The sequence below is a fragment of the Halioxenophilus aromaticivorans genome (genome assembly GCF_042850945.1).
GTDB classification, from domain to species: domain Bacteria; phylum Pseudomonadota; class Gammaproteobacteria; order Pseudomonadales; family Cellvibrionaceae; genus Halioxenophilus; species Halioxenophilus aromaticivorans.
In genome coordinates, this window is record NZ_AP031496.1 from 4,606,290 (window position 1) to 4,626,311 (window position 20,022).

The 20,022-nt window shown below is 51.5% G+C and carries 18 protein-coding genes; 4 read left to right on the forward strand and 14 right to left on the reverse strand.

Features of this window, described 5'->3' with window-relative positions; translation table 11 throughout:
• Window positions 1-8 precede the first annotated feature (8 nt).
• From ACGHM3_RS19730 to ACGHM3_RS19760, 7 genes are all read right to left on the reverse strand, one after another.
• Window positions 9-1,046, reverse strand: coding sequence for a purine nucleoside permease (locus ACGHM3_RS19730; RefSeq protein ID WP_345423699.1), 1,038 nt, complete (start codon window positions 1,044-1,046; stop codon window positions 9-11).
• A gap of 45 nt (window positions 1,047-1,091) precedes the next feature.
• Entirely contained in the window at window positions 1,092-1,799 is a 708-nt protein-coding gene (locus ACGHM3_RS19735; RefSeq protein WP_345423696.1) for a hypothetical protein, read from the reverse strand.
• On the reverse strand, window positions 1,796-2,482 hold the full coding sequence (locus ACGHM3_RS19740; protein WP_345423693.1) for a hypothetical protein: 687 nt from the start codon (window positions 2,480-2,482) through the stop codon (window positions 1,796-1,798). The genes ACGHM3_RS19735 and ACGHM3_RS19740 overlap by 4 nt, the downstream gene beginning before the upstream one ends.
• Window positions 2,479-2,943 (reverse strand): ATP synthase subunit C, encoded by a 465-nt coding sequence (locus ACGHM3_RS19745; protein ID WP_345423690.1) that lies wholly within the window; start codon window positions 2,941-2,943, stop codon window positions 2,479-2,481. Before ACGHM3_RS19745 ends, ACGHM3_RS19740 begins: the two co-directional genes overlap by 4 nt.
• Window positions 2,936-4,750 (reverse strand): hypothetical protein, encoded by a 1,815-nt coding sequence (locus tag ACGHM3_RS19750; RefSeq protein WP_345423687.1) that lies wholly within the window; start codon window positions 4,748-4,750, stop codon window positions 2,936-2,938. The genes ACGHM3_RS19745 and ACGHM3_RS19750 overlap by 8 nt, the downstream gene beginning before the upstream one ends.
• 95 nt (window positions 4,751-4,845) lie before the next feature.
• The gene (locus ACGHM3_RS19755; protein WP_345423684.1) at window positions 4,846-5,454 is read right to left on the reverse strand and encodes a V-type ATP synthase subunit D; all 609 of its coding nucleotides are present in this window, start codon (window positions 5,452-5,454) and stop codon (window positions 4,846-4,848) included.
• A gap of 2 nt (window positions 5,455-5,456) precedes the next feature.
• On the reverse strand, window positions 5,457-6,800 hold the full coding sequence (locus ACGHM3_RS19760; protein ID WP_345423681.1) for a V-type ATP synthase subunit B: 1,344 nt from the start codon (window positions 6,798-6,800) through the stop codon (window positions 5,457-5,459).
• Window positions 6,801-7,083: 283 nt separating this feature from the next.
• On the opposite strand from ACGHM3_RS19760, the gene ACGHM3_RS19765 reads away from it, so the two are divergent.
• Window positions 7,084-7,722 (forward strand): putative 2OG-Fe(II) oxygenase, encoded by a 639-nt coding sequence (locus tag ACGHM3_RS19765; protein WP_345423678.1) that lies wholly within the window; start codon window positions 7,084-7,086, stop codon window positions 7,720-7,722.
• 12 nt (window positions 7,723-7,734) lie between these two features.
• Window positions 7,735-8,511: a hypothetical protein gene (locus ACGHM3_RS19770; protein ID WP_345423675.1), complete on the forward strand. Its 777-nt coding sequence runs from the start codon at window positions 7,735-7,737 to the stop codon at window positions 8,509-8,511.
• Window positions 8,512-8,556: 45 nt separating this feature from the next.
• On the opposite strand, the gene ACGHM3_RS19775 is transcribed toward ACGHM3_RS19770, so the two are convergent.
• From ACGHM3_RS19775 to ACGHM3_RS19795, 5 genes are all read right to left on the reverse strand, one after another.
• Window positions 8,557-11,280, reverse strand: a complete 2,724-nt coding sequence (locus ACGHM3_RS19775) for a fused MFS/spermidine synthase (protein WP_345423672.1) — start codon at window positions 11,278-11,280, stop codon at window positions 8,557-8,559.
• A complete protein-coding gene (locus ACGHM3_RS19780; RefSeq protein ID WP_345423669.1) occupies window positions 11,243-11,923 on the reverse strand; it encodes a HupE/UreJ family protein in 681 nt (226 codons plus the stop codon). Before ACGHM3_RS19780 ends, ACGHM3_RS19775 begins: the two co-directional genes overlap by 38 nt.
• A 4-nt stretch (window positions 11,924-11,927) precedes the next feature.
• Window positions 11,928-12,476: a HupE/UreJ family protein gene (locus tag ACGHM3_RS19785; protein ID WP_345423666.1), complete on the reverse strand. Its 549-nt coding sequence runs from the start codon at window positions 12,474-12,476 to the stop codon at window positions 11,928-11,930.
• Window positions 12,477-12,630: 154 nt separating this feature from the next.
• Window positions 12,631-13,599, reverse strand: coding sequence for a HupE/UreJ family protein (locus ACGHM3_RS19790; protein WP_345423663.1), 969 nt, complete (start codon window positions 13,597-13,599; stop codon window positions 12,631-12,633).
• A 4-nt stretch (window positions 13,600-13,603) separates the two neighbouring features.
• On the reverse strand, window positions 13,604-14,533 hold the full coding sequence (locus ACGHM3_RS19795; protein WP_345423660.1) for a peptidylprolyl isomerase: 930 nt from the start codon (window positions 14,531-14,533) through the stop codon (window positions 13,604-13,606).
• A 342-nt stretch (window positions 14,534-14,875) separates the two neighbouring features.
• Between ACGHM3_RS19795 and ACGHM3_RS19800 the strand changes: the two genes are divergently transcribed.
• Complete coding sequence (locus ACGHM3_RS19800) at window positions 14,876-16,912, forward strand: hypothetical protein (protein WP_345423657.1); 2,037 nt, start codon at window positions 14,876-14,878, stop codon at window positions 16,910-16,912.
• Between the two features lie 115 nt (window positions 16,913-17,027).
• On the opposite strand, the gene ACGHM3_RS19805 is transcribed toward ACGHM3_RS19800, so the two are convergent.
• A complete protein-coding gene (locus ACGHM3_RS19805; RefSeq protein WP_345423655.1) occupies window positions 17,028-17,660 on the reverse strand; it encodes a hypothetical protein in 633 nt (210 codons plus the stop codon).
• Between the two features lie 143 nt (window positions 17,661-17,803).
• Complete coding sequence (locus tag ACGHM3_RS19810) at window positions 17,804-18,679, reverse strand: LysR family transcriptional regulator (protein WP_345423652.1); 876 nt, start codon at window positions 18,677-18,679, stop codon at window positions 17,804-17,806.
• A 112-nt stretch (window positions 18,680-18,791) separates the two neighbouring features.
• Between ACGHM3_RS19810 and ACGHM3_RS19815 the strand changes: the two genes are divergently transcribed.
• On the forward strand, window positions 18,792-19,991 hold the full coding sequence (locus ACGHM3_RS19815; protein WP_345423649.1) for an MFS transporter: 1,200 nt from the start codon (window positions 18,792-18,794) through the stop codon (window positions 19,989-19,991).
• The last annotated feature ends 31 nt before the right edge of the window (window positions 19,992-20,022 follow it).

Genomic DNA, 20,022 nt, shown 5'->3' on the forward strand with positions numbered 1-20,022 from the left:
AAACAACATTATTGCTCAGCTTTGCGCCACTGCGACCAGTGGGCAACTATGTCATCGACCAAATGCCCGCCCACGGCAACAATATTTTGCAACGTGATATCAAATCCACCCGCCGTATTGCCCGGAGCCGGATCTAAATGTTGTAGCGTGGATTCGCTAGCGCTACCTTGATCAAAATTCACCGCACCGCGTAAACTCAACAAACGCTGTGTGCCGTGCAATCGGTTTATCACCTGCGCAATGGCGGCGGCTTCCATTTCTGTCATTGTGTAGGGCGGTGCGTCGTATAACTCGGTGATGTACTGCGCCTCGCGAGACAAACCCGGGCCATGAAAAAACGTATCTCCGGTGATGTGGGTACCCATCAGTAAACGCGGCTTACGGCGAGCTTGCGGCTGGCTGTATCTTCGCTTGTATCGCTCGGCCGAGGGAGACGTCTGCAACGCAACAGATTGCGTTTTGCCATAGACTTTGTCTACCAAGTTTTGGTTTAAAGGGAAAGAGCGTAAAGACTCGTAGCCTGCCCTGGGTTTAAACGCCGGTGACACAGCCGGCTCTTCTTCTGGCGACCAACGGTGCCCAAGATCATAATCCACCAACCAAGAGGCCCAACTAACATCCCCAATCGTACCCACTGAAGGCGGAATACCCGCAACGCCTGTGATAAGAAAGTAGCTTTGGCTAAAATCAAATCGCTGGTCGAGTAAAATGGCCAACATGTTACTACTGGAAGCAACCTTGCCCATACCCAACACCGCGCCACAAACAGCCTCTGCATTACAATAGATGGGGTTGCTGGCGCCGACCACTGACATAGGTTCACTATTAGCAAAATAGCGTTGATACCAATACTGGAACTCCCCGGCTTTGTCTCCTTGCATCTGACCAATCTCGAACATAGCGCCGATCAATACCTTTACCTTGACGGGCTCCGCCGTTTTAGCGTCACCGGCCAGAGCAGCCTGGGTTAGCAGAAGGCTAATAAAACAGGCAAACACAGCGTTGGACCAAAATCTTAATCGTTTGACTTCAATATTGCTGCTCATCTAACAAAACCTCATACTTTATTAATGGCCCTCGATTAACCGGCCTCAAGAAACGTCGGATAACTCTGGTTCTGGCAGAGCGTCTAGGATCGATTCGAATACCACCATTGCGGCATCGGCTTGGTAGCTGCGCCAACGGTCGATAATGCACCACTGCAGATAATAAACGGCTAAAGCAGTAAAATCGTACTGCAAACCATTGGCCAAGCGACTAAGCCCACGCCAAATTTGCTGCATCATTAATTGTTCTAACGAATAAAACTGTTGGTTTAGGATAAATTGTTGGGCTTTTTCCAACCAGCCGTAACGACGACCTAGGCCAAAGGTTGGCTCCTGCCAGTGCTGGTGAATTACTCCCCGTAATTGGCTGGGTGTCCAGTCACCAGCAAGTGTGTTCCCTTGGCTCCGAGCCACCAGTGCTGCCACCAGCGCCCGCAGATCAATCACCTGGGTAATGAATAGGTTTAATCCCCCACAAGCAACACGTTGAACCAGACTTGATAATACAGCAAGCTGACTGTGCTTATCTTTCTCACTCACAATGCTCTGCCAATCGACTAACAGTCGTAATTGCGCCAATCTAGCTTGGTCTATCGCGTTTATAGCCGACAAACGTTTACGCAAAGTAATTTCGGAAACCGGAGAACAGGCCGTTTGCAGCGTCAATGGCATGCGCGGCAAACTCGCCAGTAAATGAGTATATTCATAGGCTGGCTGGGATAAAACGGTGTCTTTTCCCGGATCTAAATTCAACGAATAATGCCATCCAACAAAGCACGAAAGCGCGGGTTCAAATAAGTCAACAACATATCTGCGATGGCTTCATCGGTAACATCCACCGATACCTTGTCGTCCTTGATTTCGATTTTAATGCCCGCCAACTCGGCATCGCCACGGGTGAAAGTTACACCTTCTCGCAGGATTTTGTGCTGTTGTGAAAAAACAAAATCGGCCAACTCGCCACTTCCACCCAGCTCCGGGTCGTTGATAATATCCTCAAGCTGCATAATTTTATCGGGCAGCGTAATTTTTAACGCTTGAAGATTTCCGAGGTTTGCCTGATCGATAATTTTTCCGGCGGCAGCTATAACCAATTGCTGAACGACATCGTCAGATTGCACCGTTTGATGAACCAATCGTTTAACATCGTCCGTAAAGCGGGTAAGCAGATGGTTTTTAATATCCAACACCATATCCCGGTAACAAGTCTGTAGATCTTCCTGCGCGGCTTGGCGCTCACGTTGGATGTTGTCTCTGGCTTGCTGAATCAACTGCTCACTTTGCTTTTTTGCCTGCGCCAGTGTTTGTTGCGCCTCATGCTCCGCTGCCGCCAATATTTGCCGGGACTTTTTCTCCGCCGCCTCAACCCCTTCAGATTGCAACTTAGCCACTAATTCATCGATACCAAAGGCAATTTGCTCGGAATTTTTATTCATAGTGCTGCACCACCACCCGTCACTAAGGAGCCGGACAACACCAGAGCAAAAATAAATACAAACACACCGAAACCCTCGACGATGGCGATAGGCGTGATAGACAACCCGAACAGTTCTGGTTTTTCTTTCACAGAGTTAATTGCCGCCACACAGAGTCGCCCTTGCCAACTGGCAGTCAACAGAAACGCCACTCCCGCCAAACTGCCGATAGCGGCCAGGGCGACGCCTGTTTCTGGCCGAGCTTGGGCTTGGAAAGCAAACATTAACACGATGCCATAGATCACAAAGGTGGAAGGCAACACTGATATACCGATAAAACGCCCGTAGCCAGCTTCGGTATCCAACATTGCACCCAGCGCAGCCTGGCCACCCAGGGCGCAGCCAATCACACTACCCACTGCTCCCAACGCAACCGGCGCAAACACGCCCAACCAAGCTAAACCCAAAAGCACGTCATTCATAGGACAGGTCCCTGCAAGAAAAAGGTACAAACGGGTAGCCCTCGCCCGGCTCTCCCCAGTTATAGAATTCGATAAAATTGAGTCGCAATCCGTGCACCACCCCAGCCATAATCGCTAACAATAAATTTACCGAATGACCAAACAGCAATATCAACAAGCCTCCGGCCAGAGCCAAACCACCTTGATGGATATTGTGCATGGCCAATTGGTTAAATGTGACAGCCAAGGATGCGCTGGCCAAGCCCAGGGCAAACAACCGCATGTAACTGAGGGTATCGCCAAACAATTTGGAGCTGTTCAACAGTGGTAAAAACCCATTAGCGAGGCTACGCCACCAACCTTGATTATCGTTTAAACTGCGCCAAACCGAGCCGACCCCAACCGCAACAAAGCCCAGGGCCAGCAGGCCTTGAGCGCACCATACTGGCCATAATTCATTGGCAAAGACGGTGTGCGAAAGGCCAGCAAACAGCCACCAAAAAAATCCCCCCAGCGCCATAGCGCTCCAGCCAGCTTTGCTAAGCCACTTAGACCTGGGAGCAATTTCACCCTTTAATGCGCTGAAATTAGCCACCACAATATGCAACACACCAATAAAAACAGAAAGTTGCATCATGATTTGGTAGTTGTCTAAATCCAATAGATGCAAGTGGCTCAGCCAACCATTGCCGGGCGAAACGCCAAAATAGCTGCCCACCAAAATGCCCCAGGCCAAAGCCGTTATCACCATTACGGCGGCCAGCCAACGCAGATCCCGGCCCAAAGCACTGTGCTCTAGGCGGCGCCAATAACACCCGAGAACACCTCCTAGAAGAAGCGCATAGCCAGCATCGGACAATATCATGGCAAAAAAAAGTGAAAAGAATAAATACAAGTGCGCCGACGGGTCCCAAGCATGATAACTGGGCAGTTGATAAACGCCAGCCAGCAAAGCACCTGATTTAAACCATTTATTGGGCGCCAATAGGGTTGGGGGTAAATCCTCTGCATTTGCAGTACGGGCGGTAAAGGCAAACCGATTATGAGCCGCTAGGGTTTCAAATTCGGCCACACGTTTTTTTGGCAGCCAAATTTGAAGCGTAAAAAAACCGCCAGACACTCTACATAGGCTGCGTGCGTAGTTAGCAAAAGTACGGTTATCAGCGACGATCATGTGCTTCTCAATTAAACCAATAAAACGAGTCAGCAGATAACGTTGATGGTAGAGTTCATCTAACTTCTGCTCTAACGTGTCTTGTTCTTGCAATAATTGACTTAAGGGCTTTGCCCCCAGATGCTGGCGAGTTACGGGAAGCAATGTCGGTGACGGTTCGTGCTGACTAATCACTACAACGTACAGTTTGGTATTGCTACGCCCCACTATTTGCCAAGGCAAAGTTAACTCGGTCAACGCTCGGCGCTTAGACATTGGCAACAAGTAAAACCAAAACCGATAGTGACCAATAGTTTGTCTTGGGGGAAAGTCGAAGTCGCCCCAAGGTCTTACCAGCTCTATTCGTTGACGAACTTTCTCTAATTGTTGTTCGCATTCTCGCAGTTGCTGCTTTACCGCTAAAGCCGCAGCAACGGTTTGTTGAAAATCAAACTGCGCAAAGTGATTTAACCGGCGGCGCTGTTGTGCGCCGCCCTTTAAAAACTTTAGGGCTAATTTTCCGTCTGCATCCCTGGCAGTTTGCGAAGCCCCAGACGAGGCCTTATCGTCGGCAATTAAGTGACATTGGCCGTAGTGCTGCAAGGTTTTTAGCACCCGAGACTGATCGCGGCTGGAAGCGGCTACAGTCACCTTGACCAGCGGAACTATACTCATTGCACGTTTCTCATTGGACTGAATCCATTTCGCTATGTGTCACAGAGCGTTTCATTTAGCGCTTAGCCCTAGGCTATTAGTAATTGCTAACAGGCTCACGGCATCGGGTCTGGAAGTGCCCGGCGGCGTTTAGCTATTTTGGCAGCAACCACCGCCTCGCGCTCTCGATCCCCCAGATAGACTTGTATGCGTTTAATATTGCTACTGGTGCGTGGAATCAATACATTATCAAACAGGTTAACACGCTGGGTAGTCTTAACCACCGCGGCGCGTAATAAGACGAGCTGTTGTTTTTTAACCTTTAGCGCCACACGTAGCTGTATAGCGGTCAATAATTGCTGCTGTAAATAACCTAACCAGGGCGCATTTACCATGGGGGGGCGGGGTATTACCGTAGCACCGTATTCAACTACGTGGGGTAAAATAACGCCCATTTGGCTGCGGCTCTCAACGCTCACCTGCCCAACAGATACTAGATCAGAGATAGAAAACCGCAGCGCCGACAGCATGGGCAATTGATTTTTTACAGTGGCCATCACTTCTTCCAGTTCACGGCACAGCGCATCGTACTCAATTTGGCATTGCTTTTGAGCTTGGCGTAATTGCTGACGCTTTAAATCCAGCGCAGGTAAAAAGCGCTGGTAAGCCATCAGTTTTTTACGCTCGCTGGCCAACGTATGTTTCGATAGCAGTAATCGAGCCATGGCTAGCTGGCCAACTGTTGCTTTGGAAAATATTGATCGACTAACGCCTGCTTCATTAACAACTGTTCTGGCTTAAAACACTCCGCCAACGTCTGCCAACACAAATCTAAAGCGTCTTCTAAGGGCATACTGATATCCAAGCCCATAAAGCGTCGTTCAAACAACTGACCAAACTTGAGTAATTGTTGGTCATACTCCGTCAAGTCAAAGGCCATGGCACTTTTCTGCTCGGCGGCCTTGGATTCAGAATAGAAACGAATCATGGTGTTCATAATGGGGCTGTGGTCGCGCCGGGTTTGCTTACCCGCTACTTGCTGCTTTAAGCGAGACAGCGACCCAAAGGGGTCTAACTTGCCGTCATGCAAGTAAAACTGTCCTTCGGTGATGTAGCCCGTGTTATCGGGTACCGGGTGGGTAACATCGTGACCAGGCATGGTGGTCACCGACAGGATGGTTAACGACCCACCTTGGGCGTAGTCACAGGCTTTTTCATAGCGACGAGCCAGCTGCGAATACAAGTCTCCGGTGTAGCCCCGGTTTGAGGGCACTCGCTCATTGGCCACCCCCACCTCCTTTAGTGCGTCAGCAAAGGCGGTCATATCCGTTAGCAACACCAGTACCCGCTTACCCTCTTCTACGGCAAAAAATTCAGCCACAGCTAGGGCTAAATCCGGTACCAGTAACCGTTCGACAATGGAATCCGACGCTTGGTTAACAAACATCACCGTGCGCGCTGCAAGGCCTGCGGAAAGAAACGACTGCCGAAAGAAGTGGTAGTCGTCAAAGCCTAAACCTAACCCTCCGAACACCACCAGATCCGCATCGGCCTGAATGCCTATGCGGGCCAGAAGCGCATTGTGAGGTTCGCCAGACACAGAAAAAATGGGAATTTTTTGACTCTCAACCAAACAATTAAAAACATCGATCATGGGCACGTTGGTGCGAATCATTTTCGATGCCAGCACCCGATGCATAGGGTTTACCGTGGGACCCGCCAAAGGAATTTTTTTGTCGAAAGATAGGTCCGGCCCACTATCAATGGCCTCGCCTTTACCATTAAAAATGCGGCCCAGGACATTGTCGCTGGCAGTCACCATCATTGGCTGGTTGAGAAACCGCACACTGGCATCGGTGGCCAGGCCCTTGGTACCGTCGAACACCTGCAGGGTCACTTGGGGCCCGTTTATCTCCGTAACTTGGGCCAAACGACTGCCATTGTCTTGGTCAATCAACGCTAAATCAGCCAAACGCACAGCAGGCGCAGCTCCTGGCTCTGGCATGGCTACGCGCACCAAGTCGCCCACGATGTGGGTGATGGAGTGATAGGATGTGTAGCAACCCTTCATAGCCAACCCCCCAATGCCGGTGACTGCTTACATTATTAGATTCTGAGATAATAAAATACTGGGTTAAACAGCGGGTGAATACTTAGAGATGCTCTTTTATTTACCTAAATCAATTTAGCGCGAAAAAGTCTTTTCGCAGCTCGCCGTGGTTGGTAGATTTGCCGCCTAACAATACCACCTTCATAAAAATGTCACATCCACTGACTATGGTTTTCGCTCAATGCCCCTCTAAAAACTCAACCTTTTAGAGACTATTCGTCAAGATTCAAAGACGCCTACCGCCATGACACAAATGCACATCGAAAACCTCTTCCCCACACCTGTGATGCGGGTTGAAAAGATCTTTAGCCCACAGGAATTGGATACCCTGCAAACACAGCTAGGTAACGGCGCCACGGTAGCCAACGCCAAAACCGACTTACTGACCCACACCCAACCACTAAACACTGATGACATTGCCGAACTGGGTGATTTATCCCACCGATTACAAGATTACCTGCGAGATTTTGGTTTCTTAATGTTTGGCGAAAACCTGCACTGGACAGTAAAAGAAATGTGGATGAATGAATCGGTTACCGGCGCAGCACAGCTATTACATTCCCACGCCAATAGCATGATTTCTGCTGTTATTTATCTCACCGACGTACACCCATCGGCACGGATTGTTTTTCACAAGCCCAGCAGTGGCAATCAGTTTATTTTCAGCAACACCCACGCCGAAAGTGCCACTACCCCGTTTAATGCTGAACGCTGGGTTCCTGAACAACTCAACCGCGGCGATGTTGTATTTTTCCCCAGTTATATGCAGCATGCGGTGCCCCCAAACCAAGGCAACCAACCCCGCATCAGCATTGCACTAAATGCCTTACCGGATCGGTTGAAAAGCTGGGATTACCAAGTCAATTTTAACCACTCTTCCTAACTGGGTATTGGTGTGCACCTTGTATTTGAAAGTGACCAAGCCTTGGTCATCGACAATTTTTTAGCAGCCTCCGACTTCGAACAAATGTGGCGATGGTTCCAGGTTGCACCATTTTTTCCAAACGATCTGCGAGGTCTACACGGCGCCTGGCGCTTGGACGACGGCCGCGTGTTTCGGGGGCCAGACGTCTACTACGGCAAGATTGCCCAGGAGGTTGCCGCCAATAACGAGGGCGCCTTCGCCTACCCTACAGGCACCGCTTTGGATTTATTGGCGCAAACGTTCTGCCAAGCCTCAGAACTCTACCGAAGGCTGGTTGGCAGTGAAGGCAAAGAGTGGCGGACCATGGCCATGGCACCGCGTTTATATGAGCGTGGCAGTAGCCTCTATTGGCATCGCGACACCCCATCGGTGGTCACCGGCTCTTGTACCTACTACGCTCACCCGGAATGGAACATACAATGGGGCGGCGAGCTGTACATCGCCCATCCCTCGGCTCTGAAAATACCAGCATCCCATGGCCCATCAATGATAGCCCCCAAAGAGGTTATCGGCCGAGGACAGGTGCAGCTTTCCGGTCATTTGGATAATCGGGAAGTTAACGCTGCTTTAATGGAGGCGGGCATGGGCTATTACGTAATGCCGAAACCCAACCGGTTGGTGGTGATGAAAACCGGCAATCCCCATATGATCAGCGCAGTCAAGCCAGCTGCTGGTGACCATGTGCGCGCCAGTGTAACGATGTTTCTAATTCGTCCCGGCCAGGAAGGCGTGGAAGGGTTGCGTTAAAAGGGATGCGCTAAAAGGGTTGCGCTAAAACGCCAAAATTGATTATCAGTTGGCCCGTGGCTCAGCCCCCAAGCTGCCAAATTTTGGCGGAAACATTCTAGCCAATAATTCTCTAGCATCAGGTAAGGTTGGGTTGGCTTTATCCAGCGCCAATAGCAATTCTCTGGCTAGCAGCGGGTCTTGGTTGTAAACCGCTTGGGCCATTTGCAAAACGGGATCGTAGGCGGGCAAAAAGTCCGGCGACAGAGCCACCGCTTCCAGCAATGGGCCGCGGGTTTGGGCAATCATCTCTTTTATACCAACATCAGGGTTAGCACCAACACCGGCAGCAAGAAAGTGATCTCGGGCTTGCCAATACGCCTGTAGGCGTTGATCAAACACGCTGCCGCGCTGTTCACTGGCAAGCAGAGTTCCACGCTGAGCAGACAGCTGTTCTACCAACGCTAACAAGCGCTGGGCGGGGGGCTCTGGCTGGCCGTAGACAAAACTTGGCGCTTGGTACACCACCCAAGGAAAGTCATCCGTATTAAGCGGCACGCCTTGGCTGAAACTGCGTAGCCCTTCGGGCCCGGCTATAAACCCACCTAACAGTGCGAAATCCGAATTCAACCGCGACTGCACCAGTTGCTGTTGCAAGGCGCGGTTATGCACACGCTCTTGCAGCCAATCCTCACCAAAGCCCTTTAGCCCATCGCCGCCCAGCAGGCACAGCAGTGGCTGTTGCAAACTGTAATGGGCAAGGTGCATCTGCGCGTTTGGGAAGACCGCTAAAAAACTGCCCGTGATACTGCGCAAGGTTGATAAGTCCAGCTGAAACAGCGGTAACCATTGGCAAAAAACGCCACCTGGCGCTAGACGCTGTCGTACAGCGTTAAAATGCTCCACCGTGTAGAGAGAGCCTGCACCATCCCGGGATGGATGAAAAACCTCGGCAATAATGACGTCGTAGTGGTTGGTGTCAGCGACCACAAATCGGCGCGCATCGGCGGCTAACAATCTCGGCCGGTTTGGCCAATGGTCGCCCGCAGCATCCACCCCGAAATACGGCATCAGCGAAATCATTTCCGGAATCAACTCTACCGCGGTGACCCTAAGTTTGGGGTAATACTGGGCTGCTTGAAAGGTAATCCCCGTGCCCAACCCAAGATACAAAACCTGCTCGGCATTACCACCTTGCCACAGCAAGGGCAAATGCGTCTGCCGATGATCGGAAAATCGGCTGGCAGTTCCACCCATGGTGAAGCGGTTATTGACCTTTAAATGGCGCGATTGGTCTGGCTCCTCCACCACCGCCACCGCAGCGATAACGCCCTCTTGGTATTGCAGCAACTGACTGCCCGCCGGTGCCGCCACAAATCGCAATGGCGCCACTAACACAAACAATACCAGCGCACCCAGAGCAACCGGTAGATTGTAGCGCCAGGTAAACCTACGCCTAGGCAGCAGCCAAGTAAGCACACCATAACCTGCTGCAACCATCACCAATGCAGTTAAGGCACCCACTTTAGGTAATAACACCACTCCCAGAAGCACCGGCGCTCCCGCCGCGCCCAGGGTATTCACTCCCATGGCTAGCCCTAATCCACAGTTGCCACTGGCACGCTGAGCCAAATGACTGAACAGCGCCCCCATGCAAAGCGTTGGGATTAAAAAAACCATGCTGGCGACACTCAACTCAGCCAACATTGCGGACCAATTACTAGGCCCTAACGAAGTCAATACAACGTCGTACAGCCACTGCGATTGCGACAACAAGCCACTGCCTAACAAACATGCCAAAGCAACCGCCGCCAGCAGAAAACGGTCAACTGCGTAGGGGGCGAAGCGATTTTGTAAGGCAATGGGGCCGGCCCGCTGCGAACGCTGATAAAGCGCTGCACCGATGGCTGTGCCCATCAAATATAGCGATAAAATCGCAGCAAAGCTGTATACCGTACCTTCGAGAATTTGCGCCAGTACCCTGACCACCAAAATCTCGTAACCCAATCCTAAAAAGCCGGTGAAAAATAGCAATGGAAGCACTGGCTTGGCCGCGCCGGTTGGTGTTTCGGATTCGGTATGCTCATTAAGGCTCGCCGCGTTTTTATTGACCGCACCACGCAAACTAATACTCAACAACGCAGCGATACCGAAATTGATCGCCGCAAACAAGATTAGTGTTCGGTTGAGGCCAAGACTGGGCAGTAAATAATAGGTTGCCAGCAAGGTGCCGACACAAGCCCCTGCGGTGTTTATGGCATACAAACCGGCAACACGAGGGCCGGTTTGGCCAATGGTTTTGGCCAATTGCAAAGCGGCGGGCAGAGTCGCCCCCATGGCGAAGGTGGCCGGTAATAACACCAGCAAGGTCGCAGTAAACGCCACCAACCAATGCCACAGCGGATCGGGTTGGCTACCAATTAACTGCGCCGTCCATTGATTGTAATGCGGCATGGTAAATATCAGCATCAGCGCCCAAGCACCGATAACGACTTCCAACACCAAATACCACGTGAGTGGCGACTGAGTGTTACGTAGCCGAGCATTGAGTAACAAGCCACCCAATGCCAAACCAACAAAAAACGCCGCCACCACCGCTAGCACCGCCGTGAATTCATGGCCGAGCGACACCGACAGCATTCGCGTCCAGGCCATTTGATAACCCAGCCCGGCAAAGCCGGATAACAACACAGCCGCGTGCAATAGCCAGCCATGTCGACTGACGGGTGTTGTCACCACGGCGGCGGGAGCGCTAAGCACCGACGACACCAAAGCTTTCGAACCCGCCATAAATCAGCCCGGCGGCCAGTATCCAACTGCCCAGTGCACGCAGAGCTATACGCCCCCAGGGTTGCTGATCGTTAACCAGCGCCGCAGCACCGGCCACCAGGACTACCACCAAATAGGCCGCCGTGGTCACGCCTGCCACGTACAGCAAGGGGCTGCCATCCTGCAGTTGGATATCGCCATTGGCGTAGCCATGGCACAGCGCAAACAGGGCAACTAATACCAACCCCGCCCAGGGCGCAATGGGCCGCGAGTAAACCACCAAGGCTCCTAGAGCGATAAAAGAGGCAATATTGAGTAGTAAAACCGCGTCTTCTATAATCCACTGCGATTCTGAGACCATACCTGCCATCACCCCCAAAGCCACCATCAGAGGGAACAGCAGCAAGCTTTTACGAGCAAAAGCCTTGCTTTGCATTAAAGAAAAAATCGCCAAAGCCAACCAAGGCACTAGGTGCACCAGGGACGTTAATGGGTGCAACAAACCACTGTAGAATTCGCCAAAGCGGGTGGATACTAAATGGGCATGAGCAAAACTGGGCTGGGATAACAACACCAAAGCCATCATTGGGCGCAGCCACCGATTGATACTGAAGCTAGTTGACCCTTTAGCCAGTTGCATCGGGCTGAGAAAATTCAGCAGCATGGCCCTACCCCGCGATACCGGCAATGGATGCTAGAAAAAACACACCAAACCCGGAAATCACTGCGCCGCAGCAGCGTATGGCCAACGCTCCCGCGGGCCATCGAATTAAAAGACCGGTGGCAATGCCCGCAAGATGCAGTAAGCCCGTTGAGATTATAAAACCCACACCATAGGCCAGTGGGTTGGCCGCACTGGGCATTTCTGTGCCGTGGGCGTGGCCGTGAAATATGGCAAACAAACCAACCAGCAAGCCCGCCACCCATAGCCCAGGCCGTATATTGCCAGCCACCATGCCGCCCAATGCCAGAGCCGATAAAGCGATACCCACCTCAATAAATGGTAAGGGCATGCCCAGCAAACCTAACAAGCCACCCACCGCCATCACCACAGGAAACACAATGGGCAATAAATACACCGCCGGCATTCCCAATTGAGCCCCCCACAAACCCACCGCGACCATGGCCAATAAATGGTCCAAGCCAAATATGGGGTGCAGTAAACCACTTAGCAAACCACCGGCTACACCCTCCTCAGTGTGCGCAGATGCGGCCATGGATGAACTCGCAGCGGTTATCACAAACGCGACCTGGATTAAAAAATGTGGCTGAGCTTTTTTTATAAAAATCAAAACTGTACTCCCAATATTTAATTTATTGGCCAAGCCCGCGGCATAGTTATCGCTGCACTGGCGGCCGGTGAACATTGCGCTACACCACAAGCGCCAACACACGGCCTATAAACCAATAACTGGCTATTCCTCCCATGGCGTAAATGCCTGCGGTGGAAGTCCATGCCGGGGGGATCGCCTCTAATTTACGGTGCGCGTGGTAAAGCCCGAGCACCACAAACACGAACGCTAATTGCCCCAGCTCTACGCCAAGGTTAAAAAACAGCAGCGCCAGCGGTAGATTCTGTGCATCCAGCCCCACCTCTGTCATGGCTCCAGCAAACCCAAAACCGTGTAATAAGCCAAAACCGAAAGCAATCAACCAGGGCCACTGTGCGCTTAAACTGCGCTGACCGGCACGATAGCGCAGCACTTCCACCGCCAAAATAACGATACTCAGTGCGATGGCAGCGTTAACGGGTTTTTCAGGCACACCCACCCAACCCAATGTGGCCGCGGCTAAGGTAATACTGTGAGCCACCGTGAAGGCAGTGATGGTTTTTACCAACACAGGAGTGCTGCTCACCAACACTATTAGCCCCAACACGAATAACAGGTGATCGACACCCAGCATAATGTGCTCGACCCCAAGCGGAATATAGGCAGAGGCGATGGTTCTCCAGGGCAGTTTGCCATCGGCGGTGAGCATTAAACTGCGATTAGAGCCGGTTAAGGTATAGGTTCGCATTCGGCCCTCACGGGGGTGCACTTTAACCACCGCCGCAGAGTATTGCTCGCCGATTTGCGGCATAGACAATACGCCCAGTAAACCGCGCTGGCCGCAATCTAAACGCGGATAGCGCTCCTGGCAGTGGGCCGGCCACTGCACCGTGGGTGGTTGGTCGGAGTTTGTGGAGTAGTAGGTCCACTCCAGCATCAACACACCGCTGCGTCCCTCGCGAATATCCAAGGATGCTACCGGTGTGGAATGCGCCATAACACTGGAGGATCCCACCGCCAGTATTAGCAACAGCATGGACATCAATGCCCTTAGCAATTGAACTTTCATCGTTTTAGTTAACTTGGTTGTCTTTGGATGCGCCGGCCCGGGCCTTCATGGTGCGGCTATCTGCCCGAGTGGCACCACCAGTGGAAGATTCCACCGAAGCTATTATTTGTGGCAATTGGTCGCGCTCAAATTCGCGATGCAACTGGTATTTATCGGCGATCTCTCCAGCCATTTCGACGAGTTGAATGTCGGCTGAAATTTCCATAAACGCTTTACTGACTTTGGTTTTTACCTCGTCGAACTGCGCGGGAATTGGCGCGTGTCTTTTTGTGATCCGAGCAAGGTGCCAGCCTTTATTGGAGGTGACGGCACGCCATTGGCCTACCGGTGAGTCAACCAGTTGCTGGGCATTATTTTCGCCGAAAAGCGCTTTTACATTGGCAATGGGACGACGCTGGTAGCGCCGGGTCTGAGCTTGATACTCTGGCGGGCTTCCATTAGTGCCAATCTCTACAGCCAACGACTGCGCTGCAATTTCACTGAGCTCTGTTATCGGAAATTGCTCAAAAGAATATCGCTCGGGAATGTCGTATTTTTCACGATTAAGCTCAAACCACTGCTTCAGCACCTCATCGGAGGGGGGATCTTGCACAATGCGGTTAAACAAAATATTGCGCATCTTTAAAATCAAACGACTACGCATCATTTCATCGCCTTGGTCTAATCCCAACGCTTGGGCCTCGCGATAGAAGACCTCGTTTTGGCCCCACTTGATAATCAGGTTTTCAATTTCCTCCGGTTCGGGCAATCGGCCTTGCCCTTCTTGAAAAACACCCACCAGCCAAGCCACACGGTCAGCATCGATATAAATTTGCTTCGGATCACTGCGACTGTTGGAAAAGAAATGATCCAGTGCAAATAAAACCAAGCCAATTAATAGAAACTGTAGCAACGGCTCGCGCAGAACGGACACCCAGTATTTCTTAGCAGGCATGACTTAAACTCTATGCAACAAAGGTGGTAGGAAATTAATTCAAAATTAAAACGGATTTATTACGCTTTTATTAAGCGCTTATGACAACCAGAGCCCTTATTGGGCTAAAGAGCGTTAAGCCGCGCAGAAAACTGACATTTGTAACCTCTTATCAATCAAGCTGTCATATTGCCCTGCTTGAATTGCAGTGACCTTTCACTTTCGCCTTCCGAAAGGTCAATTCCTTCGTCCGAACACAAATATCTACCGCCCACTCCGCACTTTCTTTTGCGTGGTTAGGTTTTGTCTGTTTGGTTGAGGTACGACTAGCTGCTGACAGCATTAAAATTCAAGGAGAAAAAGATGAAACCTAACGTTATGTCCGCCGCATTGACAGCCGCCTTGGCTGGCTCCGCGGGTTCGGCCATGGCCGGAGAATATTTATCCGGCGATTTTCACAACCACACTACCTGCTCCGACGGTTCTACCAACGTTGAAGTACTGACTGAAAAATCATTAACCTACCTAGATTGGTTTATCCACGTAGGTCACTCTGGTTCCGGCGAGCGAGACTGCCGTGTATCCGACTTTTTGTATCTAAACCGCGACGGAGCCTACAACCGTGGCCTTTGGGCGAATACCGTCGGTGCCGGCCCCAACGGCGGCGACTCCTTTGAGATTAAAGGCGACTACGCCGAATCGACCCTGCGCGACGGCAACACCGTAGAGCGTATGTGGCGCTGGCAGTCGCTACAGGAATTCAACCTGCCTTCCATCGTTACCGCCCGCGACCTCCCCGGTAACGAAGACAAAGAGGCGTTCCTAGGCTTGGAATGGGTTGTACCTGGCCACGAGCACTCCTCCAACTCAATTTCCACGGGTGCCTATGCCGAAGAGCCAAACTCTGACGCCGTTGCTCAGTTCGAATACTGCTTCGCTCGCAACTCTGACGATACCTCCCAGGGTGGTGGCCAGGGTTGGACCTGCGAATTATCCGAAGCGGGTAATGAAAAAATTAAGGAACTGTTCGCCGGTCGTCCAGAGGAAGGCGTCGCCGACTACAACAGCACCCTGGTTGACGGCATTAACATTGACGACGTTGGTGAGCATGTGAAATCCACTGCCGCTGTATTGTGGATGCAAGAAAACTATCCCGGTGAGAGCTTTTCTGTAGGCGCCCACGTTGAGCGTCAGGGGGCGTTTATCGAAGCCGATGATGAAGGTTATAACGTTGAGCACTTCCGTGATTGGCATTCCGTCGCCCCAGAAGTTGCCTTCGGTTTTGAGTCCGAGCCTGGCCACCAAGCGGTATCAGACCGCGGTAGCTATAACGCCGGCCGGCCAACCTCCGGTTTGTATACCTACGGTGGCGTGGGGTGTTACGCCGGTGCAGAGGCAGCTAAGCCCGGACTAAACTTTGACGGCGAACCCATTACCCAGGCGGATTACGACAAATACTACAACAGCTACTTCCCAGCGGAGCCGTTGGAAATGTACAGTGGTGACATTGAAAAAATCACCCTTTGTCGCCCCGGTGTTCGTACCATGTGGGACGCTATGCTGTCTGAAGGTCGTCGCTTCTGGTATTTCGCTTCTTCCGATTGGCATTCACGCGGTTCTTTTGGCCCACTGGATTTCGAAACCGATAACGATTTCTGGCCCGGTGAATACCAAGAGATTTTCACCTACGTAGAGGACTACGGTGACGACCCAGCAGTGGACATCATCGACAGCCTTCGCAGCGGTAACTCTTATTCTGTTCAAGGGCAATTAGTCAGCGGCCACGGCTTCGCTTTTTACGCTTGTACTCGCAAACGTAAGTGCGCCTCCATGGGTGAAACCTTAAAAGTGAAAGAAGGCGAACAGGTCTTTGTTGAGCTGCGCGCCATCGATCCGAAAAGCCCCAACAACAGCCCATACAAGTTCAACAACCCATCTCTGCTGCAAGTAGGCATCGAAGAGCCGTTGAACAAACCAAGCCTGCGCCACGTTGACTTCATCACCGGCATAGTGGGCGAAAAGTTCACTCCCGCCGACGAAGGCTACTTTAACCCGCTGGCTCCAGCGACGACCAAAATCGCCAAAAACTTTACCTACACCGGCGATGAAGTGCGTATCTCGTCTACCTACGTATTCCGTGCAACACAAGACAGCTACGTTCGCGCTCGCGGTACGAATATCCCAGCCGGTACGCCGAATGTTCGCGATATGGACGGTAATCCACTGCCAGACTTCCTCAACAACAATATCGCCTGTGACGACCCTGCTTGTCCTGCGCACATTGAGGGTGTTTTAAACAAAGACGTGGAAGCTTGGGCTAACCTTTCATTTACCACTAACCCAATCTTCATTGAAATTGAAGAAGAGCGTAAGTGGACTTGGAATCGTCCTAAAGACTGATAACGATAAATATTTAGGCATGGGCCCTGCGGGGCCCTTTTTTATGGTAACCAAGCTATAAATACAGCACAGAAAAGTGGTCCAGTCGCTTGTCTTAAAGTCAGTGCTGTGAGACTTAGTGCTCATGTGGTTGGTGTTCGTCGCCGTGGTTTTGCTTAGCATGACTGGCTTTCGCATGTCGCTCCCAGGGGGGCAGGCGGCTCTGTTTCGCCTTAGTTTTGGCATTTGCTGCTTCCGTACTTAGCCTTTTGCCCGTGGTGCGAGCCGCCGCTACTTCATTTGGGTAGACATCGCCGTTGTTGTCGCTATCGATACGTTTTAACCCCGCATTTAAATAATCGCGCAATTCATCCGGAGACGCTTTGCCATCGCCGTTGGCATCCATCTCTGAAAACGTGATGTCCAATAGCGCCTTATCTTTGGCAAAGGGATTATTCACAATCTCTTGGCGGGATAAACTGCGGGAACTGTCTGTATCGCTGGCTAAAAAGATCGGCGCAAAGTGATCGTCTGCCTCTCCTGTTTGTATAAAGCCGACATTTTCACAATCCAGCTCGTTGAAATACAAACCTAAAAACTGAGCAGCTGCCTTAGTTTTCTGCTGGTCAGTCAGTTGCTCTGCTTCAGCTACAAGCTGCATTTGCAGTGTGGCTTGGGGTTTGACTTCCAGTTGGCCTTCGGCAAACGCCAAGCACGGGTGACCGATGGCAATATTCAGAAGGATCAGGCGCGTTATTTTGTATTTCATATTCTTTATCTGAAGTGGGTTGTCATATTGGTGCTACTAACGGGCTCTAACTGCTGGTCATCTATTTGTTGAAAATCAGACGACGACAATGATGCACTTTAGTCCTGAAAAATTACCTAACCCAGATGACACACTAATGACGCTTAGAGTCTGGAGGACTCCAAAACGAAATCCACAAAGGCCCTATTGGCTTTGGATAAATAGCCGTCCTTGCGCCAAGCCAAGCATAAATCCAACATCACAGGAGGATTAAAAGACAGGGTGATCAAATCCGGGTCGTCCTCCGTGGCCATGGTCAGTAGTGTGGATATGCCGGAGCCCTGTTTTACAATGGATCGAATCAATGGCAACAGGTTGGTTTCGAAATTAATTTTGGGCGCAATACCATATTGCTCGGCCATTTGATTGATGACTTTGCGGTGGAAGTAGCCCTCTCGGAACAGCACCAGATCTTCGCCGAGAAACGCCTGGGGCGTAACCGAGCCCTGGCCGGCAAAAGGGTGGGCGGCATTCACCACCACTCGCATCTCTTCTCTTAATAAGGGTACGGCCTGTATGGTATCCGGTACGGCTTCCGCTTCTATCACCGCCAAATCCAGCTCGCCGCGCTCCAACATGGTTTGCAGTTGCCAGGCTCCGCCCTCGTGCACGGTAAAGGTTAGGTTCGGGTAGCGCCGGCGGAAGGCCATAATGATTGACGGAAAGTGATAGCTCCCTAACATACTGGGCGTGCCCAATTGCACCGAGCCGCGCTCCAGGCCGCGTAACTCGCGCATTTCTAACTCTGCATCGGCCACCGCCTGCAAAATACGCTCAGCCTGACGATACAACCGCTGCCCCTCGTCAGTGAGGCTGATTTGCCGCTCAACCCGATGAAACAAGGTTAGCTCCAGCGACTGTTCCAGTTTTTTCACCGCCATGCTCACCGCTGGCTGGGCGATGTGAAGCTGCTCCGCCGCCAGGGTGAAGCTACCTCTTTTGGCGACTTCGTAGAAGTAATGCAAGCCTTTAAAGTACATTAGCGCCACCGCAATCGATAACAAAACGTTATGCTTTAAATAAGATAGATATATTTTTATTATGACTCAGCCGGCGATATAGTCCAATTCTCTTTCAACTTGGCTGTATCCCATGATCCCCTACGGAACCGGCGCCTATTGGCGCATCACTCTGGCGCTGTGCCTGGGCTCTTTTTTGGTATTCTCCTGCTTGTACACCACCCAGCCGCTGATGCCTATACTCGCCAAGCAGTTTGCAGTGAGTGAACTTGCCGCCAGCTTTAGCCTTACCATCAGCACCTTCGCCCTGGGCCTTTCGCTGCTGATCTACGGGCCGCTGTCCGACGCCCTGGGTCGCCGCGGCTTAATTGTGGCCAGCATCGCGGGGCTGTTTGTAACCACCCTAGCCCTGTCCCAGGTGAGTACTTATCCCCAGCTACTGGCCCTACGCGCGGTGCAGGGTTTCTTCATCGCCGGCTTGCCCGCCATCGCCGTGGCCTACATGGCCGATGAATTCACTCCCGAGGCATTGATGCACAGCGTGGGTATTTATATCGCCGCTAACACCTTGGGGGGTATTGGCGGAAGATTAATGGCAGGTTTCATCGGTGAGTATTTGGGCTGGCAACAGGCGTTTTTCGCCATGGGGCTGTTGGGTGTTTTAGTTTGGTGCATTTTATTGGTGGCGCTGCCAAAGTCTCTGCACTTTCGGCCCCAAAGCCTACAGCCACACCGTATTTTGGCCGACCTTAAAACCCACCTCAGCAATCGACTTCTTCTGCCTGCCTATATCCTGGGCGGTTTAAACTTTTTAGTGTTCGTTAACCAGTTCAGTTTTTTAACCTTCGTTTTGGAGTCTGCGCCCTACCACCTCAGTGCTAAGTTTTTAGGCATGTTATTTTTAGTGTACTTAACGGGCACAGCGGCTTCGGCGTTATCCGGGAAGTTGGGCAATGGGTTCGGTCAGGCGAACTGCATGCTGTTGGGGTCGGCACTGGTTATTGTCGGTACCTTGGTTACCCTATTGTCACCCTTACCGTTTATTATTTTGGGGTTATTGATTAACAGCTTTGGATTCTTTTTGGCCCACAGCAGTGCCAGTAGCTGGGTCAGCCGCAACGCCACCCATGGAAAGGCCACGGCCAGCTCGTTGTATTTGGTGTTTTATTACGTGGGCGCGAGTGTTGGCGGGAGTTATTTAAATATCTTTTGGCAGTGGCAGCAATGGCGAGGGGTTGTTGCAGGCTCAATTTCATTGCTGTTAGTTACTTGTGCCATGGCAGTGATGCTGAGGGGCCAACAATCACTGCGCGCTACTGTTGCCGTGCCGTAACAGTACTTAAAGGTGGCGGCGCTTTAAAATA